Annotated in this window: 22 protein-coding genes; 16 read left to right on the top strand and 6 right to left on the bottom strand. The window is 67.6% G+C overall.

The window, feature by feature from the left end; all coding sequences use genetic code 11:
• The 3 genes from DBR23_RS11035 to DBR23_RS11025 all read right to left on the bottom strand — a co-directional run.
• The coding region (locus DBR23_RS11035; protein WP_369882103.1) for a DEAD/DEAH box helicase at nt 1–1,169 on the bottom strand (1,169 nt) is incomplete at its 3' end.
• A gap of 193 nt (nt 1,170–1,362) precedes the next feature.
• The gene (locus DBR23_RS11030) at nt 1,363–2,154 is read right to left on the bottom strand and encodes a hypothetical protein (RefSeq protein ID WP_108498269.1); all 792 of its coding nucleotides are present in this window, start codon (nt 2,152–2,154) and stop codon (nt 1,363–1,365) included.
• Between the two features lie 104 nt (nt 2,155–2,258).
• Entirely contained in the window at nt 2,259–3,569 is a 1,311-nt protein-coding gene (locus DBR23_RS11025; RefSeq protein WP_108498268.1) for a hypothetical protein, read from the bottom strand.
• A gap of 788 nt (nt 3,570–4,357) precedes the next feature.
• Here DBR23_RS11025 and DBR23_RS11020 point away from each other — a divergent pair.
• The 4 genes from DBR23_RS11020 (at nt 4,358) to DBR23_RS11005 (ending at nt 6,030) form a co-directional block, all read left to right on the top strand.
• Nucleotides 4,358–4,639 carry a hypothetical protein gene (locus tag DBR23_RS11020; protein ID WP_108498267.1) on the top strand — a complete coding sequence of 94 codons (282 nt, stop codon included), beginning with the start codon at nt 4,358–4,360 and terminating at the stop codon, nt 4,637–4,639.
• A gap of 1 nt (nt 4,640) precedes the next feature.
• Entirely contained in the window at nt 4,641–5,102 is a 462-nt protein-coding gene (locus tag DBR23_RS11015; RefSeq protein ID WP_108498266.1) for a hypothetical protein, read from the top strand.
• 93 nt (nt 5,103–5,195) lie between these two features.
• Entirely contained in the window at nt 5,196–5,537 is a 342-nt protein-coding gene (locus tag DBR23_RS11010) for a hypothetical protein (RefSeq protein ID WP_108498265.1), read from the top strand.
• A gap of 190 nt (nt 5,538–5,727) precedes the next feature.
• Nucleotides 5,728–6,030, top strand: a complete 303-nt coding sequence (locus DBR23_RS11005) for a hypothetical protein (RefSeq protein ID WP_108498270.1) — start codon at nt 5,728–5,730, stop codon at nt 6,028–6,030.
• A 188-nt stretch (nt 6,031–6,218) separates the two neighbouring features.
• Here DBR23_RS11005 and DBR23_RS11000 read toward each other — a convergent pair whose 3' ends face one another.
• Together DBR23_RS11000 and DBR23_RS10995 are read right to left on the bottom strand one after the other, a co-directional pair.
• On the bottom strand, nt 6,219–6,866 hold the full coding sequence (locus DBR23_RS11000) for an RES family NAD+ phosphorylase (protein ID WP_108498264.1): 648 nt from the start codon (nt 6,864–6,866) through the stop codon (nt 6,219–6,221).
• Nucleotides 6,863–7,531: a hypothetical protein gene (locus DBR23_RS10995; protein ID WP_108498263.1), complete on the bottom strand. Its 669-nt coding sequence runs from the start codon at nt 7,529–7,531 to the stop codon at nt 6,863–6,865. Before DBR23_RS10995 ends, DBR23_RS11000 begins: the two co-directional genes overlap by 4 nt.
• Nucleotides 7,532–7,975: 444 nt before the next feature.
• Between DBR23_RS10995 and DBR23_RS10990 the strand changes: the two genes are divergently transcribed.
• The 11 genes from DBR23_RS10990 to DBR23_RS10945 all read left to right on the top strand — a co-directional run bounded on the left by DBR23_RS10990 (nt 7,976) and on the right by DBR23_RS10945 (nt 19,368).
• Entirely contained in the window at nt 7,976–8,596 is a 621-nt protein-coding gene (locus DBR23_RS10990; protein WP_108498262.1) for a hypothetical protein, read from the top strand.
• Between the two features lie 139 nt (nt 8,597–8,735).
• Nucleotides 8,736–9,197 (top strand): hypothetical protein, encoded by a 462-nt coding sequence (locus tag DBR23_RS10985; protein WP_108498261.1) that lies wholly within the window; start codon nt 8,736–8,738, stop codon nt 9,195–9,197.
• Entirely contained in the window at nt 9,194–9,487 is a 294-nt protein-coding gene (locus tag DBR23_RS10980) for a hypothetical protein (RefSeq protein WP_108498260.1), read from the top strand. Before DBR23_RS10985 ends, DBR23_RS10980 begins: the two co-directional genes overlap by 4 nt.
• A 195-nt stretch (nt 9,488–9,682) precedes the next feature.
• Nucleotides 9,683–10,138, top strand: coding sequence for a DUF6878 family protein (locus DBR23_RS10975; protein ID WP_108498259.1), 456 nt, complete (start codon nt 9,683–9,685; stop codon nt 10,136–10,138).
• A complete protein-coding gene (locus DBR23_RS10970; RefSeq protein WP_108498258.1) occupies nt 10,135–10,893 on the top strand; it encodes a hypothetical protein in 759 nt (252 codons plus the stop codon). Before DBR23_RS10975 ends, DBR23_RS10970 begins: the two co-directional genes overlap by 4 nt.
• Nucleotides 10,883–11,422 carry a hypothetical protein gene (locus tag DBR23_RS10965; RefSeq protein ID WP_108498257.1) on the top strand — a complete coding sequence of 180 codons (540 nt, stop codon included), beginning with the start codon at nt 10,883–10,885 and terminating at the stop codon, nt 11,420–11,422. The genes DBR23_RS10970 and DBR23_RS10965 overlap by 11 nt, the downstream gene beginning before the upstream one ends.
• 337 nt (nt 11,423–11,759) lie before the next feature.
• On the top strand, nt 11,760–12,221 hold the full coding sequence (locus tag DBR23_RS10960; protein WP_108498256.1) for a hypothetical protein: 462 nt from the start codon (nt 11,760–11,762) through the stop codon (nt 12,219–12,221).
• 159 nt (nt 12,222–12,380) lie between these two features.
• Entirely contained in the window at nt 12,381–12,686 is a 306-nt protein-coding gene (locus tag DBR23_RS10955; RefSeq protein ID WP_108498255.1) for a hypothetical protein, read from the top strand.
• 665 nt (nt 12,687–13,351) lie between these two features.
• Nucleotides 13,352–18,412 (top strand): DEAD/DEAH box helicase, encoded by a 5,061-nt coding sequence (locus tag DBR23_RS10950; RefSeq protein ID WP_108498254.1) that lies wholly within the window; start codon nt 13,352–13,354, stop codon nt 18,410–18,412.
• 552 nt (nt 18,413–18,964) lie between these two features.
• Nucleotides 18,965–19,141: a hypothetical protein gene (locus DBR23_RS29940; RefSeq protein WP_197905015.1), complete on the top strand. Its 177-nt coding sequence runs from the start codon at nt 18,965–18,967 to the stop codon at nt 19,139–19,141.
• Between the two features lie 2 nt (nt 19,142–19,143).
• A complete protein-coding gene (locus DBR23_RS10945) occupies nt 19,144–19,368 on the top strand; it encodes a hypothetical protein (protein WP_063460634.1) in 225 nt (74 codons plus the stop codon).
• Here the strand turns inward: DBR23_RS10945 and DBR23_RS10940 are convergent.
• Nucleotides 19,339–19,569, bottom strand: a complete 231-nt coding sequence (locus DBR23_RS10940) for a hypothetical protein (RefSeq protein ID WP_060984120.1) — start codon at nt 19,567–19,569, stop codon at nt 19,339–19,341. The two genes, DBR23_RS10945 and DBR23_RS10940, sit on opposite strands and share 30 nt — an antisense overlap.
• A gap of 122 nt (nt 19,570–19,691) precedes the next feature.
• Between DBR23_RS10940 and DBR23_RS10935 the strand changes: the two genes are divergently transcribed.
• A complete protein-coding gene (locus DBR23_RS10935; RefSeq protein ID WP_108498253.1) occupies nt 19,692–20,204 on the top strand; it encodes a hypothetical protein in 513 nt (170 codons plus the stop codon).
• Nucleotides 20,205–20,424 lie beyond the last annotated feature (220 nt).

Below are 20,424 nucleotides of genomic sequence, written 5' to 3'. Positions count from 1 at the left end.
GCCGCGACGTGGGGCTGCGCGGCCACCGCATCCTGGCGAGCGCGTTCCAACGCTGCATTCCGTACGGAACCCAGGGCCTCTCGGAGTGCCGCGGCGGCCGCGCGGATGCGGCTCCCCGCCTCGGCGATGCCCGGCGGCAGCGCGCCATGCGGGAAACGGTGAACCTCGCCGTCGTCGCCGAACGCGCAATGCCGGGACAATGCCGCGTGCAGCGCCGCCACATCCGTGCCGAGGCGCTGCCCCTCATTCTCGACGGCTTCCACCAACCCGCGGTCCAGCCGCAGGGCGCTGCCCGCCTCGGCCGCCACGGCGGCGGCCTCCTCAGCCCAGCGCGCGGCGCCGAGCACCGCGTGCCGCGACGCGCTGCGAGCGGCCGCCTTTGCTGGCAGGCCGTGGGCCTCGTCGAACACGAAGAGGGTTTCTGACGGGTCCGGCAGCAGCGCCCCGGGCTCCATCTCCAGCGCGGCCAGCACGAGGTCATGGTTGGCCACGATGACGTCCACTTCCTTGAGCCGCTGCCGGGCGGCCTGGTAGGGGCAGCGCGCGTAGTCCGCGCAGCGCGGCCCGAGGCAGCCCTGGCGGTCGGTGCTGATGCGGTTCCAAAGACCGTCCGGGATCGGCTCCGGCCATTCGTCGCGGTCGCCGGACCAGCTCTCGCCCGCGAAGGCATGGGCCAGCCGCCCTTCCAGGCGCACAGGCTGCGCCAACGCATGCGGGACCGGCGAGCCTCCGAGGTCGGCGACGGGCTGCTGGGCCTGCGGCCGCAGCAGCTTGGCCGGGCACACGTAGCGCCGCCGACCCTTCGCCAGTGCGCAACTGAACGCGACCGGCAGGTGCCTCTGCAGGGCGGGCAGATCCTTCGCCATGAGCTGCTCCTGCAGCGCTACAGTCGAGGACGACACGACCACGGTGCGTCCGCGCGAACGCGCGAGCACGATGGCCGGCAGCAGGTAGCCCAGGGTCTTTCCCGTACCGGTGCCGGCCTCGATCGCAGCGATACGCTGGGCTGGTGGCCGCAAGCCTTCTTCCGCGTCGCCAAGGCTGCCCAGGGCCTGCGCCACCTCGGCCATCATCACGAGCTGCCCCCGGCGGCTCGTGTAGTCCGGCATGGCCTCGCGCAGCGCGCGCAGGCAGGTCTGCATCTGGGATTTTTCTGCATCGGTGAGCATGCGGACAGCTTCTCGCGACATGCGGCGTCTTCAAGAGCCAGCACTCGCCGGGACGCCGAGACCCTGCACGCGCGCCGCCCGAAGCCCCATGCCCGCGGGGCTGCCTTCGTACCCCAGAAACAGCAACGCCCGGCCCGCCATCCAAGGCGGTCCGGGCGTTTTATTGCGCTCCTATCTATTTCGTTTGTCGGCCTCAGCCGATCTGGACCACGACCAGCACGGCGTCCAGGGTGCTGCCATGCTGCGCGCAGAACCGCTCGCAGGGCTCTGCCGCCCGGTCTCTCAGGCCAGCCTGTCGGGCCAGCGCGAGCAAGTGCAGCAACGCATCCGACGGCGCGAAGAGCACATCGCGGCCTTCTCCATCGACCCACAGGATGGCACCGGGCTCGGACTCGGGCCGGGCCGACGCGATGTCATCCACTTCATCGGCATAGTTCGACAGCAGGTCCTCCAGCCAGTCGGCCTGGTTCTCCCGCAGTCTCGCCGTCTCGACGTCCAGGCCGTGTGCGCAGGCGAGTGCCTTGCGCGCATGGAGCAGCACCTCCTCCAACATTGCGCTGTGCGAGAGCACGCCAGCCTGCGCATCGCTGATCCACAGCCAGGCCAGCACCCAGGCGCCGCCGTCGCCGACCGAAGTGGTGGTGTGGTCGTCGATCTCCGTGTCGTCGTCCGCATCGATAGTCGCGCGGGCCGCCGAGACGTAGGGATCGTCTCCGGGCACCGCGAAAGCCCGGATGCACTCTCCGATGGTCAGGCCCCCTGCGCACAGGGCTTCCAGGGAAGGGATGCCTGGTACCGCACCCGACGCCGGTACGGACGGCGCAGTTTCGCGGGACTGGTCCTGGTTGGCCGACTCGCGCAGGTAGTGGCGCGCTCGCTCGATCACGGCCCAGCAGTCTCCGGTGGCAGGCTCATCGTTGCTCTCGGCGAACCTGAGCGCGTACGCCAGCAGGTCGTCGATGAGCGTTCTCGGATCGGTGTTCATGTGGTTTCTCCTTCATGAAAATGAAGGGGCGCTACCCCCAGGGGCCAGCGCCCCTGGGGGTAATGGATGTGATGCCGGTAGCACGCCGGTGGCAGGCGCCGGGACTAGTGCACCGCGGCACCCAGATGCATCACGGTGTTCAAGAGGGTGTATTCCAGGGTCTGCTCGGCGTACTCGCTGCCGACATAGCCCCAAACCTCCTCGTCGCGGTCCTCGACGCGCCGTCCAGTGACGCGGTCCACCACGTAGACGACGATGCCGTAGACCTCGCCGTTGACCCAGGCGTTGTATTCATCGAGCACGCCGCGACAGTACCGCTCGGCTTCCTCGGCGAGCTTGGCCGCCACTTTGGACGGCGGGACGTCCAGGCCCGAGGCTTCGACCAGCGCCGCCATGGCCTGCGTCCGTGTCGCATAGCCGCCGATCCAGGTGGTCCCCCCGTCGAGGGAATAGTGCACGGCCGGCGGATCGCCCCGGCCGCCGGCCGTGCCGGACCAGCACGCTTCGCCAACGCCCAGTTCGCGCAGCACGTTGGACCGGATGTTGTCCTCGGCGTCCTCATCGGGCACCCAGATGGCACCGCCGCGCGTGGTGTCCCAGCGACACTGCATGCCATGGCCGGTCACGCTGTAGACGACGCCGCCATGGTCGTAGATGTCGAGCAGGACCGCCAGCGGGTAGCCGATGCTGCCTGCCGCGAGGGCACGCTCCCAGGCCGCCTCCGCCTCGCTTTCGCAGAGCAGGTTCGCCAGGTCCTTGAGCTTGTCGTGCCAGCACGGTGCCAGGTCGTTCCACCAGGGAACGTCGAGGAACTGCTTGGCGATGTAGTCGAGCGCGAACTCCCAGCCTTCCTGGTGGACGGCATCCTCGACCGTCTGCAGGACCGCGTTCCACGTGGCTGCCTTGTCGCGGCTGCGCAGGAGGTTGCCCAGCGTCGCCATCAGCGAGCGGTTCTTGCGGAGCGAAGCGACAACGCAGTCGGCCAACTGGCCGGACACACCCTCGTCGCCGAGATCCTTGTTGCCGTCGCCGTCGCGCCCCAGGGCGTGGAAGAAGTACCCCTCCTCGTCGCGCCGCGCGCGCCGCCCTCGGTGGTACAGACAGCCCATGGCATGGCCCTCGGCCAGGGGGTTGCAGCGCTCCGCGTCGTCATCGATGCACAGGCCGCCGGCCACGATGAACCTCTCCATCATGACCATGCGCTCCTCGGTGTCCGGCGGGATACGCAGCACTGCCTTGACGTCGATCGCCTCTTGCGCGTCGACCGCGCCGACGAAGGCCACCTCGGAGAGCGATTCACGTGCGTCCTCGACGCCGGGAAGCGCCAGCCCCCGGATGGCGAAAGGAACCCCTTTCACGGCAACGACCGTCTCCGGCCGCAGGTTGGAAAGAATCTTGACTTGGTGTTTGTTCATGATGGCTCCTTGAACAAGTCGCGGGGCCGTCCCTGCGCGGGAAGCGTCCCGCTAGGGTTGACAGGTGTCCTTTGCCGGTGCGGCGCGGGACATCGAAAGGTTGCCGACGCGCGAAACTGCGCATGCAGCGCGGGCGCGGGGCACAATGAAAATGGAAAGCCCCTGAGCGGATCCGCGCAGGGGTCAAGAAAACGGACAACCCGGCAGGGGCTGCCACACGGCGGAAAACGGGCCACCCGTTGACAGGTGGCGCGATCGCAAAGCGGACACCGTCCGCATGTCTCACAAGGCTACGATTCGCTCGATGAGCAGGCTGGCAGCTTGCCTGTGACGGCGCGCAGCGCCGAAAGCCTGATCACTCTATCACCCACTGCCGCAGCGTTCAATATGCGGCGCGGTCGAGGTCTGCCTCAACCGTTCCTTGCCCGGCGTGATGTGGACGCCAATGCGCAGGGCGAGATCCAGCAGCTTCGCGCAACCCTGGTCGTCCTGCAGCAGGCTGCATGTCCCCCTTCTGCTGCAACACCCCGTCGCATCCTGCGGCGCATGGTCGCCACCCGCATTCGCCCGCCGAGCCAGGCGTTCGCGGCTCGCGGTCGCGCGACTGCGGCGGCAGCTACCGCATCCCGGCCCACACTCAAGGCTCACCCGCTTCCTGCAAGGAAGCCCCGGCCATGCCGGGCGTCGCAGTCGTTACCTGCCCGGCGCGGATCCGTCCCGCCAACCACTTCCACCTGGGAGCACCGTCTCCCTTGGAGCGGTGTTCCCGTCCACCCCTGGAGAACACCATGCACACAACCTGCTCCGACAGTGTCGGTCCGGCACAGGACCACGCCGCCATAGACCTCGAAGAGCTGCTCGGGGACGGCGAAGCCCAACTCGTCTACGAAGGGCTCTACCGCCTGCGTGAAGCCAAGGTCGAGGCACTGGGCATCGTGCGAGCCGCAGGGCTGAGCCCCCATGGCCGGCCCTTCGAGCCCTGGGACTTCGGCGTTCCGCAGATCGACCAGTTGCTGGGCCGCCTCGGTGCCGACCCCGTCGAAGCCTCCCCCACCACGCCGGAGTGCTGAGATGGGTCCGACGCCATACCAGTACCTGCCCCTATGGGCCAAGGTCGCGATCGAACGGCTCGACGCGGACGCCGCGCTGCGCAGCGAGGCCATGCTCGACGAGCTGCTGGACAGCTACGCACGGTGCTACGCAGAAGTGGTCGATGCGCAGACCCGCGATTCGGCAAGGCACATCTGTCGGCGCCGTTTCATCGGCTCGTACACCGAACCGCCGCGGCCCGAGCCCGTTCCGCCCGGAACCTTGCGCCTGGTCCGGCTAGCGCGCGAAGGCGCACTCAGCACCGGCGACCGCGTGGCGACACAGCGGCTGGGCGAATGCGAGGTCACCCGCGTCCACGACCAGCACTCGATCGAGGTGCGTGATCCGTCCACCGGGCGGCACTACTTGATCAGCGGCCTGGATTTCGGAACGGACGCACGCGTCGTGGAAGTCGAAGCGGCCCGCGGCGCGACGGCCCCTTGATCCGAGCACACGAACCGGCCACCAAGGGCCGCCCTTTCCATAGATCCGGTGGACAGGCGTCGCCTGCCCGCCATGCCATTACTGGAGTACATCATGTCCATTCCCAAAGCCATCGAAGGCGCGATGAACCGCTGGAACTCGGTGGAGACGGCGTTGCGCGCCGCCAATCCAGGTGCCAGCAAGGAAGACATCTACCACGCCACCGCCGACGCGATGAACCGATCACTCGGTCTGCCACAGGGCGAACGGCGCACCGTCTTCGACGACGGCACCTACCGCGTGCAGGTCAGCCGCCTGTTCGCCGTCATCGCGCGCAAGGATGGCGCCGAGTTCTACGTGCCCACCCACCACGCCTGGTTCGACCGCGTCGCCACGGCGGATTGCCGCCGCACCGTGGAAGATTTGCACGCCGAGCTGGTGGCCACCACTGCCTGATCGGAGGACTTCGCATGTCCATGCCACGCCCCCCTGCCTGCCCGATGTGCTCGGGCGAAGGTGCCCTGCTGGGACCGCTGGGCTCGCTGAACTGGTTTCGCTGCCGCCACTGCGGTTGGGATTTCAGCCGGCCACGCCGCCAGAGACCCCGGCCATCCGCAGCCGCCACCCCTTCACAGGCGAAGTCACCATGAGCGACACGTCTGCGCAGCACCTGCTGACCCATGCCGAGCCCCTGGTCGCGATCTCGATCGCGCATCTGCGCCCAGCCACACGACAGCGCCTGGCCGACGGCGATCTGTCGGTGATCGCCTATCCCAACGACTACGGCGGATTCGTCTACGTCGGCTCCGCCGACGAAAACATTCCAGACGAACCCGAGCTGGTCCCGATCTTCGCAGCGGCGCAGGCAGTCGGCATCATCTGGATCAAGTTCGATGCCGACGCCGAAGCGGTTGAAGGCTTCGACACCTGGCCGTGTACTTCCGGTTGATCGACCGCCATATCGGCGATCTGCCGACGTGGTACTGGTTCAAGGTGCATGGATTGCCTGCTTCCTGAACCTTCCCGATAGACCAACCCCACCGCACCGCGCGGTGGGGAGCCGGCCCCCATCGCCCGCGCCGCCGGGGTTTCGCGCGGCCCCCACACCCTGTCTCTTCGCCCTTCCGCGGCGCCCCTTCAGTCCGCCTCGATGCCAGCGCGCAGCGCCGCAGCCAGCACCGTATCGCGCAAACGGGCGTTCCGTGCCAACGGCCCGCCGATCCGGCGCCCGCCTAGCACACCGGCCAGCCGGTCGCCAAACAGCGCCAGCGCAGAATCGCGGTCCCGCTGGCGCGACATCCACAGCAAGCCATCGATATCGTCGAACTGCCGGTGCAGCGCCTGGGCCCACAAGGCGGTGTCCCGGTAGTCGCGCGACGGGCTTGCGATCAGTTCCTGCTTGGGCACCTTCAGGCGATGCAGCCCTTCGCTCGTGAGGTCCACGAGCTTCAGGTCGCGGGCGGGCACGAGTTCACCATGGCCGCGGTGCGCGAATTCGTCGAGGTCCACGAACTTGTCGGGCGCGTCGATCGGCACTTCGTGGAACACGGTCTCGAAGATCGCGCAGTCCAGCGTCGCGCCGCCGTACAGGTACGGCACGACCTGGCCACTCGCGTCGTGGATCGACGCGAAGCGCGTCGGCTTGCGCAGTTGACCGGCCGCGTCCACCCCCGGATTGAAGCTCTCGGGGGCGAACGCGGTGTCGTGGATGACGTGGATCACCTGGCCGGCTGGCCAGCGATCGAACAGGGGATCGAGCGGCGGGACCGGCGCGCGACAGCTCAAGCCGCGCTCCCCTGGGCATCGCGCTGCGCGGTTTCGACGACGGCCTGCGGGTCACTGGCCAGCAGATCGACCGGGCGCGCACTGCCCGGCAGCCCGCCATTGTTCGAGGCGAACCACAGCGCCAGCTTCCAGGACGATTTGCGGCTACCGAAGGCTTCCAGCACGTCCTGGACCGCCTTGATCGGTTTACCGTTCTCGAACTGGAAGGCCGGGTAGACATCGCGTTCACGCGCCGCCTTGTCCGGGTGCGACACGGCGAACACCTGGCGGCGCTTGCGCCAGTTGTCGGCCAGCGCCGCACGGTTGCTCGCCTGCGAGCCGTTGGCGTCGGCCAGTTGCTCGGCGGTGAAGAAGCCGAACTCGTTGAGCAAGCGCGCATGGCGGGCGGCAAGCCGCTGCGCCATCTCCAGATCGGTGGCGCTGGGCGCGAGCATGCGCGCAGCCATGAAGTCGACCATTTCCGCCATGCGGCGCTCGCGCACCGCGGCCACCTTCTCGGCGAGCAGCCGGTCCAGCAGCGGCAACGATGCCAGCAGCGTCCTGGATGCCGCCTCGTCCGCCACTTCCAACACGAAGGCCTGGCCTGCGTGCGACGGGCGACCGCGCCCCTCATGGCGCACCGTAAGTACGTCGCCCTGCAGCGCGAGAGAGGCTGCTTTGCCCATGACATGCACTCCTATCGACCTTGTTGATGAAATTCTAGTTCATCAGATCATTTTGGTCAAAACACCTACAAAAGATCCTCGGGGCGTGATGTATCGGCAGGTCCCGCTTCGCCACCATCAATCGTCGAACCTGGCCATCCCTTCCCGCTGAAACCGCCCTGGGCCACTTCCCGGTGACGCGGACAGGAAGCAAACTGACACGGCTTCCCTGGCTGCGGTCCCTGCCGACCGTCCAGCCCACCCGAGTTCTTCGGGCGTCGCGGTCGTTACCCGCCCAACGCAGCTCCGCTGCCAAGCACCGCGCCGGGTTCTCCGGCCCCAGTTTCCGCGCCGATCCGGCGCCGCTCCGTTTTTTTCACCCATCCCGCGGCCCATCGCCGCGCCATGCCGTGCCATGTCCGTTCGCGGGCCTGGTCGCGGCCCACCCATTCAGAAAGGCCATCCATGACCACTGTCGCCGAAACCCTCTGCGCCATCGAGCGCCGCGCCGAGCGCGCCATCGTGCAGGAGTTGCGTCTGATGACGCAGGAGATTCTTGCCATGCGGACCCAGCTCACGCTCGCGGACCGCGCGCACGCCGATGCGCTGTTGCTCAAGCTGACCCACCTGGAACGCTGCCAGCAGGTCGATACCGTCGCGCCCTGCCCCATCGCGCCGTCCGCCGCGTCCACCGGGCAAGGGTTTCCCATGCTCCCGATCGACTCGCTGGAACCGCTGCAGCCGGACCGCTACCTGGTCCATCTCTACGGCCACGAACTGGGCGATCTGGAGCGCGCGGTCCTCGTCGAGACACTGGCCTCGGCCGCCCAATTGGTGCGCCAGCACCAAGCCGAGCGGCCCCAACTGGTATGGGAAGTGACCCACAACACCACCACGGACGAACTGGCTTTCCTGGGTGATGACGACACGCTCGTCGCCAGCATCTCGCCCTGCGAGCCGCTCACGCCGGAAGTGCAGCCGCTGGTCGCCGACGCCTGCAAAGAGTTCTGCAAGGGAAGCCTGACGGCACTGCGGTGCCTGTTCATCACCCCCGTGCAGGCGCAGCCGGAGCCTCTGGCCGCCTGAAACTGCGGCGCGCGGGTGCCTTTGTGCCCGCCGTTGATTCCAACACCCCCCGGGGCTCGCCCCGTGGGGCGGGCTCCTTCGCACCACACAGTGCGCTTCGCCACTGCACGCCTGCGCGCTGCGGCGGCCAGGAGACCCCATGTCCTTACTACCTTTCGAGAATCTCAAGGCGCGCGCCAAGCGCGCCCTGGACACCCGGATCGCCCGCTGCGACCCTTTGCTGCACGGCATCGGCTTCGATTCCGAAGCCGCATGCCTCGCGCTGATTCCCTGCGCCGTGCTGGACGACGATGAGCGCGCGTCACTGCGAACCATGGCCCGGAACGCCCGTGATGGCTCGGACCTTGCGCAGCGCGCCCGCATGCACGCCGAAGCGAACCGCTCCGACTGGTCGCAGTGGCTGCAGCGCATACGCCAGACGGGCCATCACCGCATCAACCAGTGGGACGTGCGCTGCGTCAAAGGGCTGATCGCGCACTTTCCCGAGTGTGTAAGCCAGCGCCAGCGCCGTGCCGCCATCGCCTGTCATGTGGACGATGAGACCGACGCCTGGATGCTTGCTTTCGCGGACGCACCGCGACGCACGGAGATCGGGCCATGAATTTCTGTACACGATCCGACCCGCCCGTTCCAGACCTGAGCTGGAGCGACGACGGCTGGTTCACACAGTTCCTGCCCAACACCAAGGCGGGCGAGGACGCCTGGCGTGTGATGGCAACGCACACGGACGGCACCGGCAAGGTGCTCTCCGTCCACGCGGCGGACACCATCCGCCAGCTTCGCGCGAAGGGATACACCGTCGCCAAGGCAAGGCGCACCGGCAAACGCTCCGGTGCTAACGACGACGCCTTGCTGGCAGAACTCGCGAAACCGCAAGCGCCGCGCTCATAGCAGCCGCGCTCCACGGCTGGTAGCACAACAGCCCGCTCGCGCCATGGCCGCTCGCGGCAGCGCGAAAAGCACACGGTACCGCCGCAAGCGGCACCGCCACCCTGGCCCGCCGTTCACCGGCGGGCGTTTTCTTGACCCCGAGGGGCACCGACGCCCCGCGGGGGCGCGTGCGCCTCATTTTGATGAGGAAGCAACATGCACGATTCCATCCAAACGGAGGGCGCACCGCTCTCCGAAGAAGAACGCATCGCCGCCAACCGCACGGCGATTTTCTCCGCGCTGCGCGACGAAGGCGTCCTGCGGGCTGCGGTCAGCTACACCGGCTCCGGCGACTCGGGCGGCCCGGAGGGCGTCCGTTTCGAGATGCCGGACGGTCCCCGTGAGCTGGACGAGATGCCAATGGCACCGCAGTACGTGGAGTCCAGCCAGTACGTCGACGGCGCATGGCAGACCACGGTCAGCCTGGACGACAGGCCGCTCGACGACGCGCTCACCGACTTCGCGATGGATGCGGTCGAGCAATACTTCGGCGGCTGGGAAAACGAAAGCGGTGCCTCGGGCGAAGTGGTGTTCGATGCCACGGCATCCACCGTGGTCATCGAGCACAACAGCTATTTCATCGACTCCGAATACTCGGAGATCCGCGTATGAAGGCGCACGTCTCGCTTGCCTGCTGGCCGGGCCTGCGGCATGAAGCGGCGGCAGCGTTGCTGTGCGACCCGATCGAGGAACCGCTGTTCGGGCGGCTTTCGGCTGAACACGTCCAGTTGGTACCGCAGAGCCTGGGCTGCCTGGACGAAGCGCTGGCCGATGCGCTGTGCGCCGCCCATCCGGGCACGCGTTTTCGGCTGCATGCCAACGTCCAGGTACTCCCCAGGCGCCGACTGGCCGACCTCAGCGGCTTCGCGCTGCACGCCGACTGGTTCGCGCAGGCCGCGCGCATCAGCCAGCGGCTGGAGGCACCGGCGTACACGGCGCATGCCGGACGCCGCTGCGAAGCGGATCTGCCCCGCATGCTGGACGACGCGCGCCGCTGCGCCGACCTGTTCGGCTGCCCGGTCGGCGTCGAAGGCCACTACCCCTCGGCCGGCGATGTCTGGCTGGTGTCGAGCTGGGCAGAGTACCGCGCGGTGTTCGAGTCCGACGTGCCTTACGCGCTCGACCTCTCGCACCTGCACATCCTGGCGACCCGCACGGGCTGCCACGAGGCCACGCTGGTGGCCGAGATGCTGGCCTGCGAGCGCTGCATCGAGATCCATGTCAGCGACAACGACGGCCAAGGCGACTGGCACCAGGTCTGCGCAGAGCCGCCCTGGTGGCACCCACTGCTGCAGCACATCCATCCCCACGCGGTGGTGTTTTCCGAAGGCAACCACCGCAGAGCAAGGAACAACCATGTCCACTGAAAATCCCCAACAGCACCCCACTTTCCTGGCGCAGGCCGACGGCACGCTGGCCCTCAACCAGGCCGGCATCGAACTCCAGACCCGCTACCGTCAGGTGAAAGCCGAGCACGACGCTCTGGATGCAAGCTGGGCCGGCGCCTTCCTGGCGCGGCTGTTCGCACAGCATGCCTGGCTGGACGCCGTGAGGCTGTCCTTCGCGGTTTCCGCCGAGTACGACGATAGCGGGGGCTACTTCCGCTCCATCTCCTGCCACATCCTGTCGGCGTGCGCCGTGCCGCAGCATCCCCTGCCTGAAGAACTGCTCACGGAGGGAGAATTCGACTCGGACACCGCCGAGCAGATCGTCGAGCAAGAAATCGAGGACAGCGAGTTCGATCTCTATACGTGCCTCTCGGAGACTCCCAGCGGCTACGACGATCTCGACCTGACGCTGGAGCGCAAGCCCATTGCGGAATTGCTGTGTGCCAGCCCCATCGACGGGCATGCGGCATTCCGTGCCTGGGGACTGGGGCAGGCCACCACCCGATAGCACCATGGCGGGTTCGCGCAAGACGCCGGCCCGCACGGTTTCGCAGCCCTGCGCTCCGCAGCCTGCGGCAGCGGCCATCGCGCCACCCGCGATCGGCGAGCATTTCCGCCGCTGTTCCGTGGCGCCGCTCGGGGGCGCGGACACCACGCCCGCGCCACGGCCACACTGGACCTGCTTCCATCGCCCCCCTGTGGGGGCTTCCGGCGCTCTGCGCTGGCGGCGCGGCCGTTACCCGCCCCTTGCCTTCAACGCGCCGGCCCTATCGCCGGCACGTCCCTTCCATCCGGGAACACCGTTCCCGATGCTGGGCTGGTGTTTCCCTCTCCGGAGAAAACCCATGTCCTATCAAACCATGACCATCGGTGCCTCGCCCTGCGAGGAAAGCTGCGCCCAGGTGGGCCATCCCGACTACGAGGCGCGATCCCGGCGTGAATGCCTGGTCTTCCGGCGCATGCTCGAACGCCTGTTTCCCTTGGCCGATGATGTGCCCGCCCGGTTCGCCGTGATCAGCTCTCCCCACGAGTTCGGCACCTACCGCGAAGTCTGCGTGCGCTACGAAGACTCCGATGCCCGTGCCTGCGACCACGCCTATGCGGTCGAAGCGAACACGCCCGCCCAATGGGACGCGATCGCGCGCTACGAGCTCATCTGGATCGAACGCAAGGACCAACTGCAGCGAGCAGTCCTGCGCGGCGATCTGCAGCCGCAGGAGGTACCGACGGTCTACCGCGGCAACGGCATCCCGGACCTGCCTGCGGATCACAGCTTCAGCGAACTGCTGACTACGTTTCCCCTGTAGTTCGCGAAAAGCACGGCGCCGCTGCATCGACGACAAAACAAGACTTTCACTGGTCTTGACCTTCTAACGGCCCGCAACCGTCTTCATTCCTCTCACCCACACCGGGGCCGTGTTGCCCCAGCGGGTGCCGCGGCCCTTCATTTTTTCCAAGGAAACCCCATGGCACTCGCAGTTTTCATTCTTCCGTCACGAGCCCGTTTCACCTCAGGTCAGGTGGTTGTGACCACCGGCGTCGGCGCGCTGATCGGCGAAGGCAGGCTCGACCCGGCACCGTACCTTTACCGTCATTTTTGCGGCGACTGGGGCGATCTCGACGACTGCGATCGGTGCCTGAACGACGCCGCACTGCAGTCCGGTGAGGATCGGCTGTTCTCGTCCTACCAGGTCGCGCCCGACCTGAAGCTCTGGATCATCACCGAGTGGGACCGGAGCGTGACCACGCTATTGCTGCCCAGTGAATATTGATCTCAATCAGCCTGGAAACCCCAGTGCTTGTCCAAAGCGGTTGCGAAGGACGAACACGCGGATTTGTCCAGGATGGCCAGGAAGTCCTCCCGGCTAACGGGCGGGGCCTTGAACCGTTGAGCATGCCGCCCAGCACCTTCGCCACCTCCGGCCCGACCTGGAGCAGTGCGGCCAGGAATGTGCCCGGATCCACGGAACGAACCGCGAGCTAGCGGCGCGAGGTGAGGCGTGCAATGTGGTGGCGGCGCAGTTGGCGGATCTGACTCCTCTGCTGGGCCGACTGGCCGAGGCGACGAACAAGAGCCGGGACTACCACTGACGGGGCAAGACGGCAGTCCGTCGCCACGGCAAACGGCCTGCCAATCCGGGCGGTGAGAGAGGCAACTACGCATCCAGCGCGACGCACACCGGCAGCGCTCCCATACTGACCCGCGCATCCTGGCCACGGCCAACGCACGCCCTATGGGCGTTCCCGATCCCGCTCGGGCGTCGCGGTCGATACCCGCCCCGCCGCCACGGCAGCCCTGAGCTGCCCGCCACCACACACCTTGGCTCCTCCGCCTGCGCGCAAGAGGCCAGGGCCGTGATCTTTCGTCCATCCCATCCGGGGAGCTCGCCTCCCCGATGGGTCGGTGCGTTCCCCGCCTTCCTTCGGAGAACCACCGATGGCACGCACCACTGCGCCTTCCTTGTGGCTTCCGGGCTTCGACCCGGATGTCCCAGACACCCCTGAGCCGTCTGTTGAGACGGACTTGTTCGCTGAACTGCCTGCGCCCCAGGCACCCGTTTCCAACCCCATCCAGCTCGCACCCGTCGCCCTCGTGGCCGACGCGCCCATGGACGCCGCGGCTGAGGTCGAAGTCGAGACCGAAGTCCCGAGCACGGCACCGCGCGCCAGTTGGCGCGTGCTCACCGGCGCCAAGCGCGACACGCCCCGATCCCTGTGGCCCATGCTACAGCGCGAGCACCTGTCCGGCCTGGTCGGCACGGCCACCAAGTTCGACGCCAACGTGGCAGCGATCCAGGCCCTGCAGGCCCTCGAAGCCGGCCAGCGTCAGCCGGATGTCGCCGAGCGCGCTCAGTTGCTGCGCTTCACCGGCTGGGGCAGCCTACCCGCCGCCTTCAACCTCGAAGGCACCGATCTGGCCTGGCGCCGCCGCGCCGAGGAACTGCAGGCGCTGCTGCCCGCCGAGGACTACGAGTCGGCCCGCGCCTCGGTCAACAACAGCCACTACACCGAGGTCCATGTGATCGAGGCCATGTGGCAGGCCGTGGAGCGCTTCGGCTTCACGGGCGGGCGCGTGCTCGAGCCCGCAGCCGGCGTCGGCCACTTCCTCGGCGCGATGCCGCGCGCGCTCGCCGAGCGCAGTTCGGTCACCGCCGTCGAGATCGACCAGTTGTCCGGCCGGCTCCTGCAGACGCTGTACGCACCGCACGGTGCCGACGTGCGCATCGCGCCCTTCGAGAAGGTGGCGCTGCCCGAGAACTGGTTCGACCTGGCGATCGGCAACGTGCCCTTCGGCAACTATCCGGTCGCCGACACGGGCCCAAAGCCTTACGCGCGCTTCCGCATCCACAACTACTTCTTCGGCCGCGCGCTGGATCTGGTCCGCCCTGGCGGGCTGGTGTGCTTCATCACCAGCACCGGCACGATGGAGGCGCGCGCGGACGCTGTGCGCGAATACGTCGCGTCCCAAGCCCAGTTGCTGGGCGCGATCCGGCTGCCGCAGGGCGCGTTCGCCGGCCTCGCGTCGACCGACGTTCAGACCGACGTCCTGTTCCTGCGCAAGCGCCGCCCCGGCGAAGCCGTGAGCGGCGCCTGGCTGGAGCGCGTGATGGTGCCCGATGCACTGCGGCACCCGCGCTGCGCGCAGAAGTACCTGCAGATCAATGCCTGGTACGCCCGGAACCCCGACTTCTGCATCGGGCAGGTCACGCAGGAGAGCAATGGCTACGAGGAAGTGCCGACCGTCGTGTTCGAGGGCGACCTCGAGCCGGCGCTAGCGGAGCGCATCGCGCTGCTGCCCAGTGGCGTGTATGAAGCGGCCAAGCCAGTGGCGTTGGCGTCCGTCCGGGCAACCGTGCCTGCCGAGCCTGGCGCGCGCCCCGGAAGCTACTGCGTCCATCACGGGCGCGTGCACCGGGTCGAAGGCACCGAGCTGGTCGACCTGCATGACAGCCTGAACGCCACGCAACGCGCCCGCATCACGGGCCTGTGCGCGATCCGGGACCATGCCCGGGCACTGCTCGACGCACAGCTGGCGCAGGACGGCGACGAAGGGCTGGCCCATCTGCGCGCCATGCTCAACGGTACCTACGACCGCTATATAGCGCGCCACGGCTGCCTGAGCACCCGGGCCAACGCGCTGGCCTTCCGCCGCGACCCGGACTACCCGCTGCTGCTCTCGCTGGAGCACTACGACGAAGAGTCGGACACCGCGCGCAAGGCGGCGCTGTTCACCCAGCGCACGCTGCGCCGGGTATCGGCGCCCACGGCGGTCGGCGAACCAGCCGAGGCGCTGGCCACCTCGGTCCAGTGGCGCGGCCGGGTCGATCCGGCCTACATGGCGCAGTTGCTGTCGGCGCCCGAGGAGGAGGTGCTGGCCGCGCTGTCCGAAGCCGGGCAGATCTTTCCCGATCCGGCGGACGGTGCTTGGAAGACCTCCGACGAATACCTGTCGGGCAACGTCAAGGAGAAGCTCAAGCAGGCGGCACTGTCCGGCCCGGCCTTCCGCCGCAACGTGGAGGCGCTGGAGCGGGTGCAGCCCGAAGACCTGCAGCCTGCGGCCATCGAGCCGCGCCTGGGCGCGGTGTGGATTCCGGCAGGCGACGTAGAGGGCTTCATCCATGAGGTGCTCGAACTCAAGGACTGCCAGGTGTCGTACTCGGCCGAGGCCGGCGCCTGGTCGGTGACCTACCCGGAGTGGAGCGCGCGGCACAACGTCAAAGTGACTCAGGAATGGGGCACCACGCGCATGAACGCCATCGAGCTGGTGCAGGCCGCGCTGAACGTGCAGGTGCCGACGGTGCGCGACCGCCATCCGGCCACGGACCGCTACCACGTCAATCCGGAGGAGACGCTGGCGGCGCGGGAGAAGCTCGGGGCGCTCAAGGACCGCTTCGCGGCCTGGGCCTTCGAGGACACCGAACGGCGCGAGCGGCTGTGCCGGGTCTACAACGACCTGTTCAACGCCACGCGGCCGCGGCATTTCGACGGCTCGCACCTGAAGCTGCCGGGGTTCTCGCAGTGCTTCGATCTGCATCCGCACCAGCGGGATTCGGTATGGCGTGTGGTGCAGACCGGCAACGTGGGTCTGTTCCACGTGGTCGGCGCCGGCAAGACGGCGGTGTGCGTGATCGCGAGCATGGAGATGCGCCGCCTGGGCTTTCTCGCGAAGCCCTGCCATGTGGTCCCGAACCATATGTTGGCGCAGTACACGGCCGAGTTCGTGCGCCTGTATCCGCAGGCGTCGGTCTTGATGGCCGGAAAGGAGGATCTGGAAGGCGACCGCCGGCGCGAGCTGGTGTCGCGCATCGCCACGGGCGATTGGGATGCGGTGGTCATCACGCACTCGAGCTTCGAGCGCATCCGGATGTCGCCGCAATTCACCGAGGACTACATCGCGGAGGTGATCCATGAGATAGAGATGGCTGTGCGCGCCGAGAACAGCGATGACCGGAGCAACCGGATCATCAAGCAACTCGAAGCGCAGAAGAAAAGCTGGAAGGTGCGCCTGGAGCGTCTGGCCGCCGACAAAAAGAAGGACGACCTGCTGACCTGGGAGCAGTTGGGCATCGACGGCTTGTTCGTCGACGAGGCCCACCTGTTCAAGAACCTGTACCGGTTCACCAAGATGACGCGGGTCGCGGGCCTGCCCCTGTCCAACTCGGAACGCGCGTTCGACCTGTACCTGAAGACGCGCTACACGATGAAGCTGCACGGGAACGCGCAGCGCGGCGTGGTCTTTGCGACGGCGACGCCAGTGGCCAACACCATGGCCGAGATCCACACGATGCAGCGCTACCTGCAGCCCCGGCGGCTGGAGGAGTTGGGCCTGCAGCAGTTCGATGCCTGGGCGGCCACCTTCGGCGAAAGCGTCACAGCGCTGGAGATCGCGCCGGACGGCAGCGGCTACCGCATGCACACGCGCTTCGCGCGCTTCATCAACGTGCCGGAGCTGATGTCGATCTTCGGCGAGGTCGGTGACATCCGCACCGCCGAGATGCTGAACCTGCCGGTGCCGAAGCTGCGTGGCGGCAAGGCGCGCACGGTGGCCTGTCCGGCCAGTCCGGCACTGAAGGCCTATGTGCAGACGCTGGTCCAGCGTGCCGAAGCGATCCGGAATGGGCATGTTGATCCGACCGAAGACAACATGCTCGCGGTCACGAACGATGGCCGCGCGGCTGCGCTGGACTTCCGGCTGGTCGCGCCGACGGCGAAGTTCGATCCGGAGGGCAAGGTGGGTGCCTGCGCCCGCGAGGTGCTGGCGATTTGGCAGCGCACGGCGGACTTCCGCGGCGCGCAGATGGTGTTCTGCGACCTGTCCAGCCCCAAGGGCGGCAAGGTCTTCAGTGTCTACGAGGACCTGAAGCAGCGGCTGATGGATGCCGGCATCCCGGAGCGCGAGATCGCGTTCATCCACGACGCCGAGACGGACGTCCAGAAGGCTACGCTGTTCAAGGCGGTCCGCGAGGGCCGCGTGCGCGTGCTGCTGGGTTCAACCGGCAAGATGGGCGTGGGCACCAACGTGCAGACCCGCCTGGTGGCGCTGCACCATCTCGACGCGCCGTGGCGTCCCTGTGACGTCGAGCAGCGCGAGGGCCGCATCCTGCGCCAGGGCAACGAATGCGAGGAGGTCGAGATTTTCCGCTACGTGACCGAACAAAGCTTCGACGCCTACATGTGGCAGACGCTTGAAACCAAGGCGCGCTTCATCGCGCAGGTCATGCGCGGCGACAAGGGCCTGCGGGCCATCGAGGACGTGGAACTGGCCACGCTGAGCTACGCCGAGGTCAAGGCCCTGGCGTCGGGCAACCCGATGGTGATCGAGAAGGCTGGCGTGGACGCGGAAGTGGCCAAGCTCTCCACCCTGTTCTCGGTCTGGCGCAACCAGCGCTGGACCAACGAGAGCGAGGTGGGACGGTTGCCGATGCTGATCGCGTCGCTGGAACAGAAGGCCGCGTTGCTTGCCGCAGATGCCGAACAGGTCGAGCCCCAGACCATGGGGCAGATCGCCCTGGAACTGGGAGGCCGGCGGATCGCCGGACCTGACGCGGTGGGTGACGGCTTGCGCGAACTGGTGAAGACCGCGAAGGCAGCGGCCCGCACCAGGCCATCGGTGAGCGACCAGCTCGTAGGCCGTTTCGGCGGCTTCGATCTGGGCCTGCAGACCATCGGCGGAGAAGCCACGCCAACGTTCTATCTCGCGGGGCGCTGCCGCTACGACGCCGAGCCCTACCAGACGGGACCTGGCATCGTGTCCGCGCTGCTGGCAGCCCTGGCGTCCGTCGCCGAGCAGCAGGCGAAGACCAGTGAGCAACTCGTCGTACGGCGCAAGCGGCTGGAAGACCTGCAGATCGAGCTGGTCCGCCCCTTCGAGCACGAGGGCCGGCTGACCGGGCTGTTGGTTCGCCAGCGCGAACTCGTCAAGGCGCTGGACCTCGACAAGGACGTGGCTGGCAGCGCCAGTCTGGATGGAGAGGCGGCGGCACGCCAGGCCGCATGAGTTCGCGCCCCACTACCGCAAGGTGGTGGGGCGCTTTTTCTTGCCCTGATGCACATCACCGCGAACAGTGGCGGAAAAACCTGCGCGATCCGACAAGGTGCCGCCGTTGAAAACGGCCCTGCCCAGCTGGGGGTTTTGGGTGGCGAACCGCGCCAGTCATCCCGACGCGAATCGGATTTCGCCATACTGGAACGGCTTCCCGTGGGCATCGCGTCCACAAAGCCTTCATCGACCGCCTTGGCTGTCCTGAAGTCCAGCCTCGCTGGCGTCGCAGTCGATACCTGCCCTCGAGTTCCCCGGCATCGTCCGGGATGGCTGCCTTGGCAGCCATGAGTTCCGGTCGGCCTTCGGGCTGACGCATGCACATGGTCGACGGCCCCTGAGTCGCCGGCCACCGAGCGAAGGTCCTTGCCGCAAGGCACCGGGCCTTCACATCCCACGTCAGCCCCAAGGCTGGCGCCAAGCCGCTTCGCGTCCGCGAGGCATACCCGAACGGGGACCCCAGTCCCCGCCAGGGTTGGGCGTTCCCCTTTTTCATCGAAGGAGAACGCCATGTTCGCTGCCCTTGCAGCCAGAGAGTCGCACCGCGTTCCGGTGCTGTTGGGTGGATCGGGCCTCACCCGCCCGGCCCCCTTGCCGCAGCCCAAGCTTGCGGTACTGCTGCGTCCCCTGCCCTGCCTCGGCAAGTGCGGGGGCCGCCCGTGTGCGGACTGCCGCGAGGCAGCTTGACCATGCCGGTCGATCTGTACCGCCGGCGCATCGCCGCCACCGTGGTCGAACTGGCCCGGGAGGATCCCTTCCTGGTCAAGGAGGTCATCGCCCGTCTGCGCGCAGCGGGCGAAATCGAAGCCGACGATCTGGTCTACCTGGACCGGATCGCCGACCGCTGGATCGGCATCGCCGAAGCCAACGCCCGGCAGGAAGCCTCAACGCACGCGCGTCAAGCGCGCGGGTAGCGAGGCACCCTTCGCCTGGGCCATGGCCGAGGCGATCTTGTCCAGCAGTTCCGGACGGTCCTCGGCCAGCGTGCCGGCCCATCGGGCCAGCGCCTGGTCGAGATCGTCCTGCGTTCGCGCCCCATCGACGTCGATACCGACTCTTCGGAGTTCCTCGATTTCGGTGGGCGTGAACCGGAGTGAATGGCCTGCACGAAGCATGTGTGGGCTTTCGAAAGCGGTGGAATGCCAGCTTAGCAGGCCAACACATCGCCACAACCCTGGGAGACTGACGCCTCCCACTGGGGCATGGCGCGTGCATCCCGCAAGCAAGGAGAAAAACCATGACCGTGAACACATCCCGCGCCAAGCCAAGGCGTAGTGCCATCGGCATCGAGGAAGAGCGCGCCTGGGTATCCTTCTACCGGCGTGCCGGCAAGGATCCCGCGATCGCGGCGGAAGTGCTGGCCCAGTTGGACAGCGATCCCGAGATGAAGCGCGAGCATCTGGCACTGTACCTGTGCTGCCGCGAGTCGCTGCGCCTGCGCCAGGCGCGCGAGGCGCGCAATCAGCGGTTCGGCCGGTTCGTGCGCTGGCTGCTCGGCGGCCTGTTCATCCGGTTTCCGGTAAATGTGCGGCGCGCATTGGGACGTGGAAGCGACCTCGCCGCAGCCTGCCTGCCCGAGGAGCATTCCGAGCCTGCCACGGCCCAGATCCAGCGTCTGGGGAAAAGCCCGAAGGTACGTGCCGCCCGCGCGGCATTCAAGGCACCCTCCATCAGCGAGATACCTGCCTCCCCATCGGCGGATTCGGCAATGGTGGATTCGGCGCCCCGAGCAGCTCAAGCCACTGGCTGAGCCATGCATCCCATTCCCCTGGCCGCGTGGCTGGGGGAATGCGGTGCTTCGCCCCATGGGCAGGCTAACGGCCCTACTTCTTGGGGCAGGCTCACGCCGCCAGGCAACGCGCAACCTCCCGGTCGATCATCCAATGAAGGAACTGCGTATCCTGCGAAACGCCCCAATAGTGCGCCTTGCACTTCGCCACATACGCATCCAGATCCGCACGCGTGCGGAT

The sequence above is a fragment of the Acidovorax sp. HMWF018 genome (genome assembly GCF_003061035.1).
Classification (GTDB): domain Bacteria; phylum Pseudomonadota; class Gammaproteobacteria; order Burkholderiales; family Burkholderiaceae_C; genus Acidovorax; species Acidovorax delafieldii.
The sequence above is the reverse complement of the archived record's forward strand: the minus strand, read 5'-3'. Positions and strand labels throughout refer to the sequence as shown.

Excerpts from the sequence above, each read along its gene's own strand:
- DBR23_RS10945 (WP_063460634.1), top strand. The coding sequence starts at position 19,144 with ATGCCGGTCGATCTGTACCGCCGGCGCATCGCCGCCACCGTGGTCGAA.
- DBR23_RS10955 (WP_108498255.1), top strand. The coding sequence starts at position 12,381 with ATGGCACTCGCAGTTTTCATTCTTCCGTCACGAGCCCGTTTCACCTCA.
- DBR23_RS10965 (WP_108498257.1), top strand. The coding sequence starts at position 10,883 with ATGTCCACTGAAAATCCCCAACAGCACCCCACTTTCCTGGCGCAGGCC.
- DBR23_RS10950 (WP_108498254.1), top strand. The coding sequence starts at position 13,352 with ATGGCACGCACCACTGCGCCTTCCTTGTGGCTTCCGGGCTTCGACCCG.
- DBR23_RS10990 (WP_108498262.1), top strand. The coding sequence starts at position 7,976 with ATGACCACTGTCGCCGAAACCCTCTGCGCCATCGAGCGCCGCGCCGAG.
- DBR23_RS11025 (WP_108498268.1), bottom strand. The coding sequence starts at position 3,569 with ATGAACAAACACCAAGTCAAGATTCTTTCCAACCTGCGGCCGGAGACG.
- DBR23_RS29940 (WP_197905015.1), top strand. The coding sequence starts at position 18,965 with ATGTTCGCTGCCCTTGCAGCCAGAGAGTCGCACCGCGTTCCGGTGCTG.
- DBR23_RS11030 (WP_108498269.1), bottom strand. The coding sequence starts at position 2,154 with ATGAACACCGATCCGAGAACGCTCATCGACGACCTGCTGGCGTACGCG.
- DBR23_RS10975 (WP_108498259.1), top strand. The coding sequence starts at position 9,683 with ATGCACGATTCCATCCAAACGGAGGGCGCACCGCTCTCCGAAGAAGAA.
- DBR23_RS10980 (WP_108498260.1), top strand. The coding sequence starts at position 9,194 with ATGAATTTCTGTACACGATCCGACCCGCCCGTTCCAGACCTGAGCTGG.
- DBR23_RS10985 (WP_108498261.1), top strand. The coding sequence starts at position 8,736 with ATGTCCTTACTACCTTTCGAGAATCTCAAGGCGCGCGCCAAGCGCGCC.
- DBR23_RS11020 (WP_108498267.1), top strand. The coding sequence starts at position 4,358 with ATGCACACAACCTGCTCCGACAGTGTCGGTCCGGCACAGGACCACGCC.
- DBR23_RS10935 (WP_108498253.1), top strand. The coding sequence starts at position 19,692 with ATGACCGTGAACACATCCCGCGCCAAGCCAAGGCGTAGTGCCATCGGC.
- DBR23_RS11005 (WP_108498270.1), top strand. The coding sequence starts at position 5,728 with ATGAGCGACACGTCTGCGCAGCACCTGCTGACCCATGCCGAGCCCCTG.
- DBR23_RS11010 (WP_108498265.1), top strand. The coding sequence starts at position 5,196 with ATGTCCATTCCCAAAGCCATCGAAGGCGCGATGAACCGCTGGAACTCG.
- DBR23_RS10960 (WP_108498256.1), top strand. The coding sequence starts at position 11,760 with ATGTCCTATCAAACCATGACCATCGGTGCCTCGCCCTGCGAGGAAAGC.
- DBR23_RS10970 (WP_108498258.1), top strand. The coding sequence starts at position 10,135 with ATGAAGGCGCACGTCTCGCTTGCCTGCTGGCCGGGCCTGCGGCATGAA.
- DBR23_RS10995 (WP_108498263.1), bottom strand. The coding sequence starts at position 7,531 with ATGGGCAAAGCAGCCTCTCTCGCGCTGCAGGGCGACGTACTTACGGTG.
- DBR23_RS11015 (WP_108498266.1), top strand. The coding sequence starts at position 4,641 with ATGGGTCCGACGCCATACCAGTACCTGCCCCTATGGGCCAAGGTCGCG.
- DBR23_RS10940 (WP_060984120.1), bottom strand. The coding sequence starts at position 19,569 with ATGCTTCGTGCAGGCCATTCACTCCGGTTCACGCCCACCGAAATCGAG.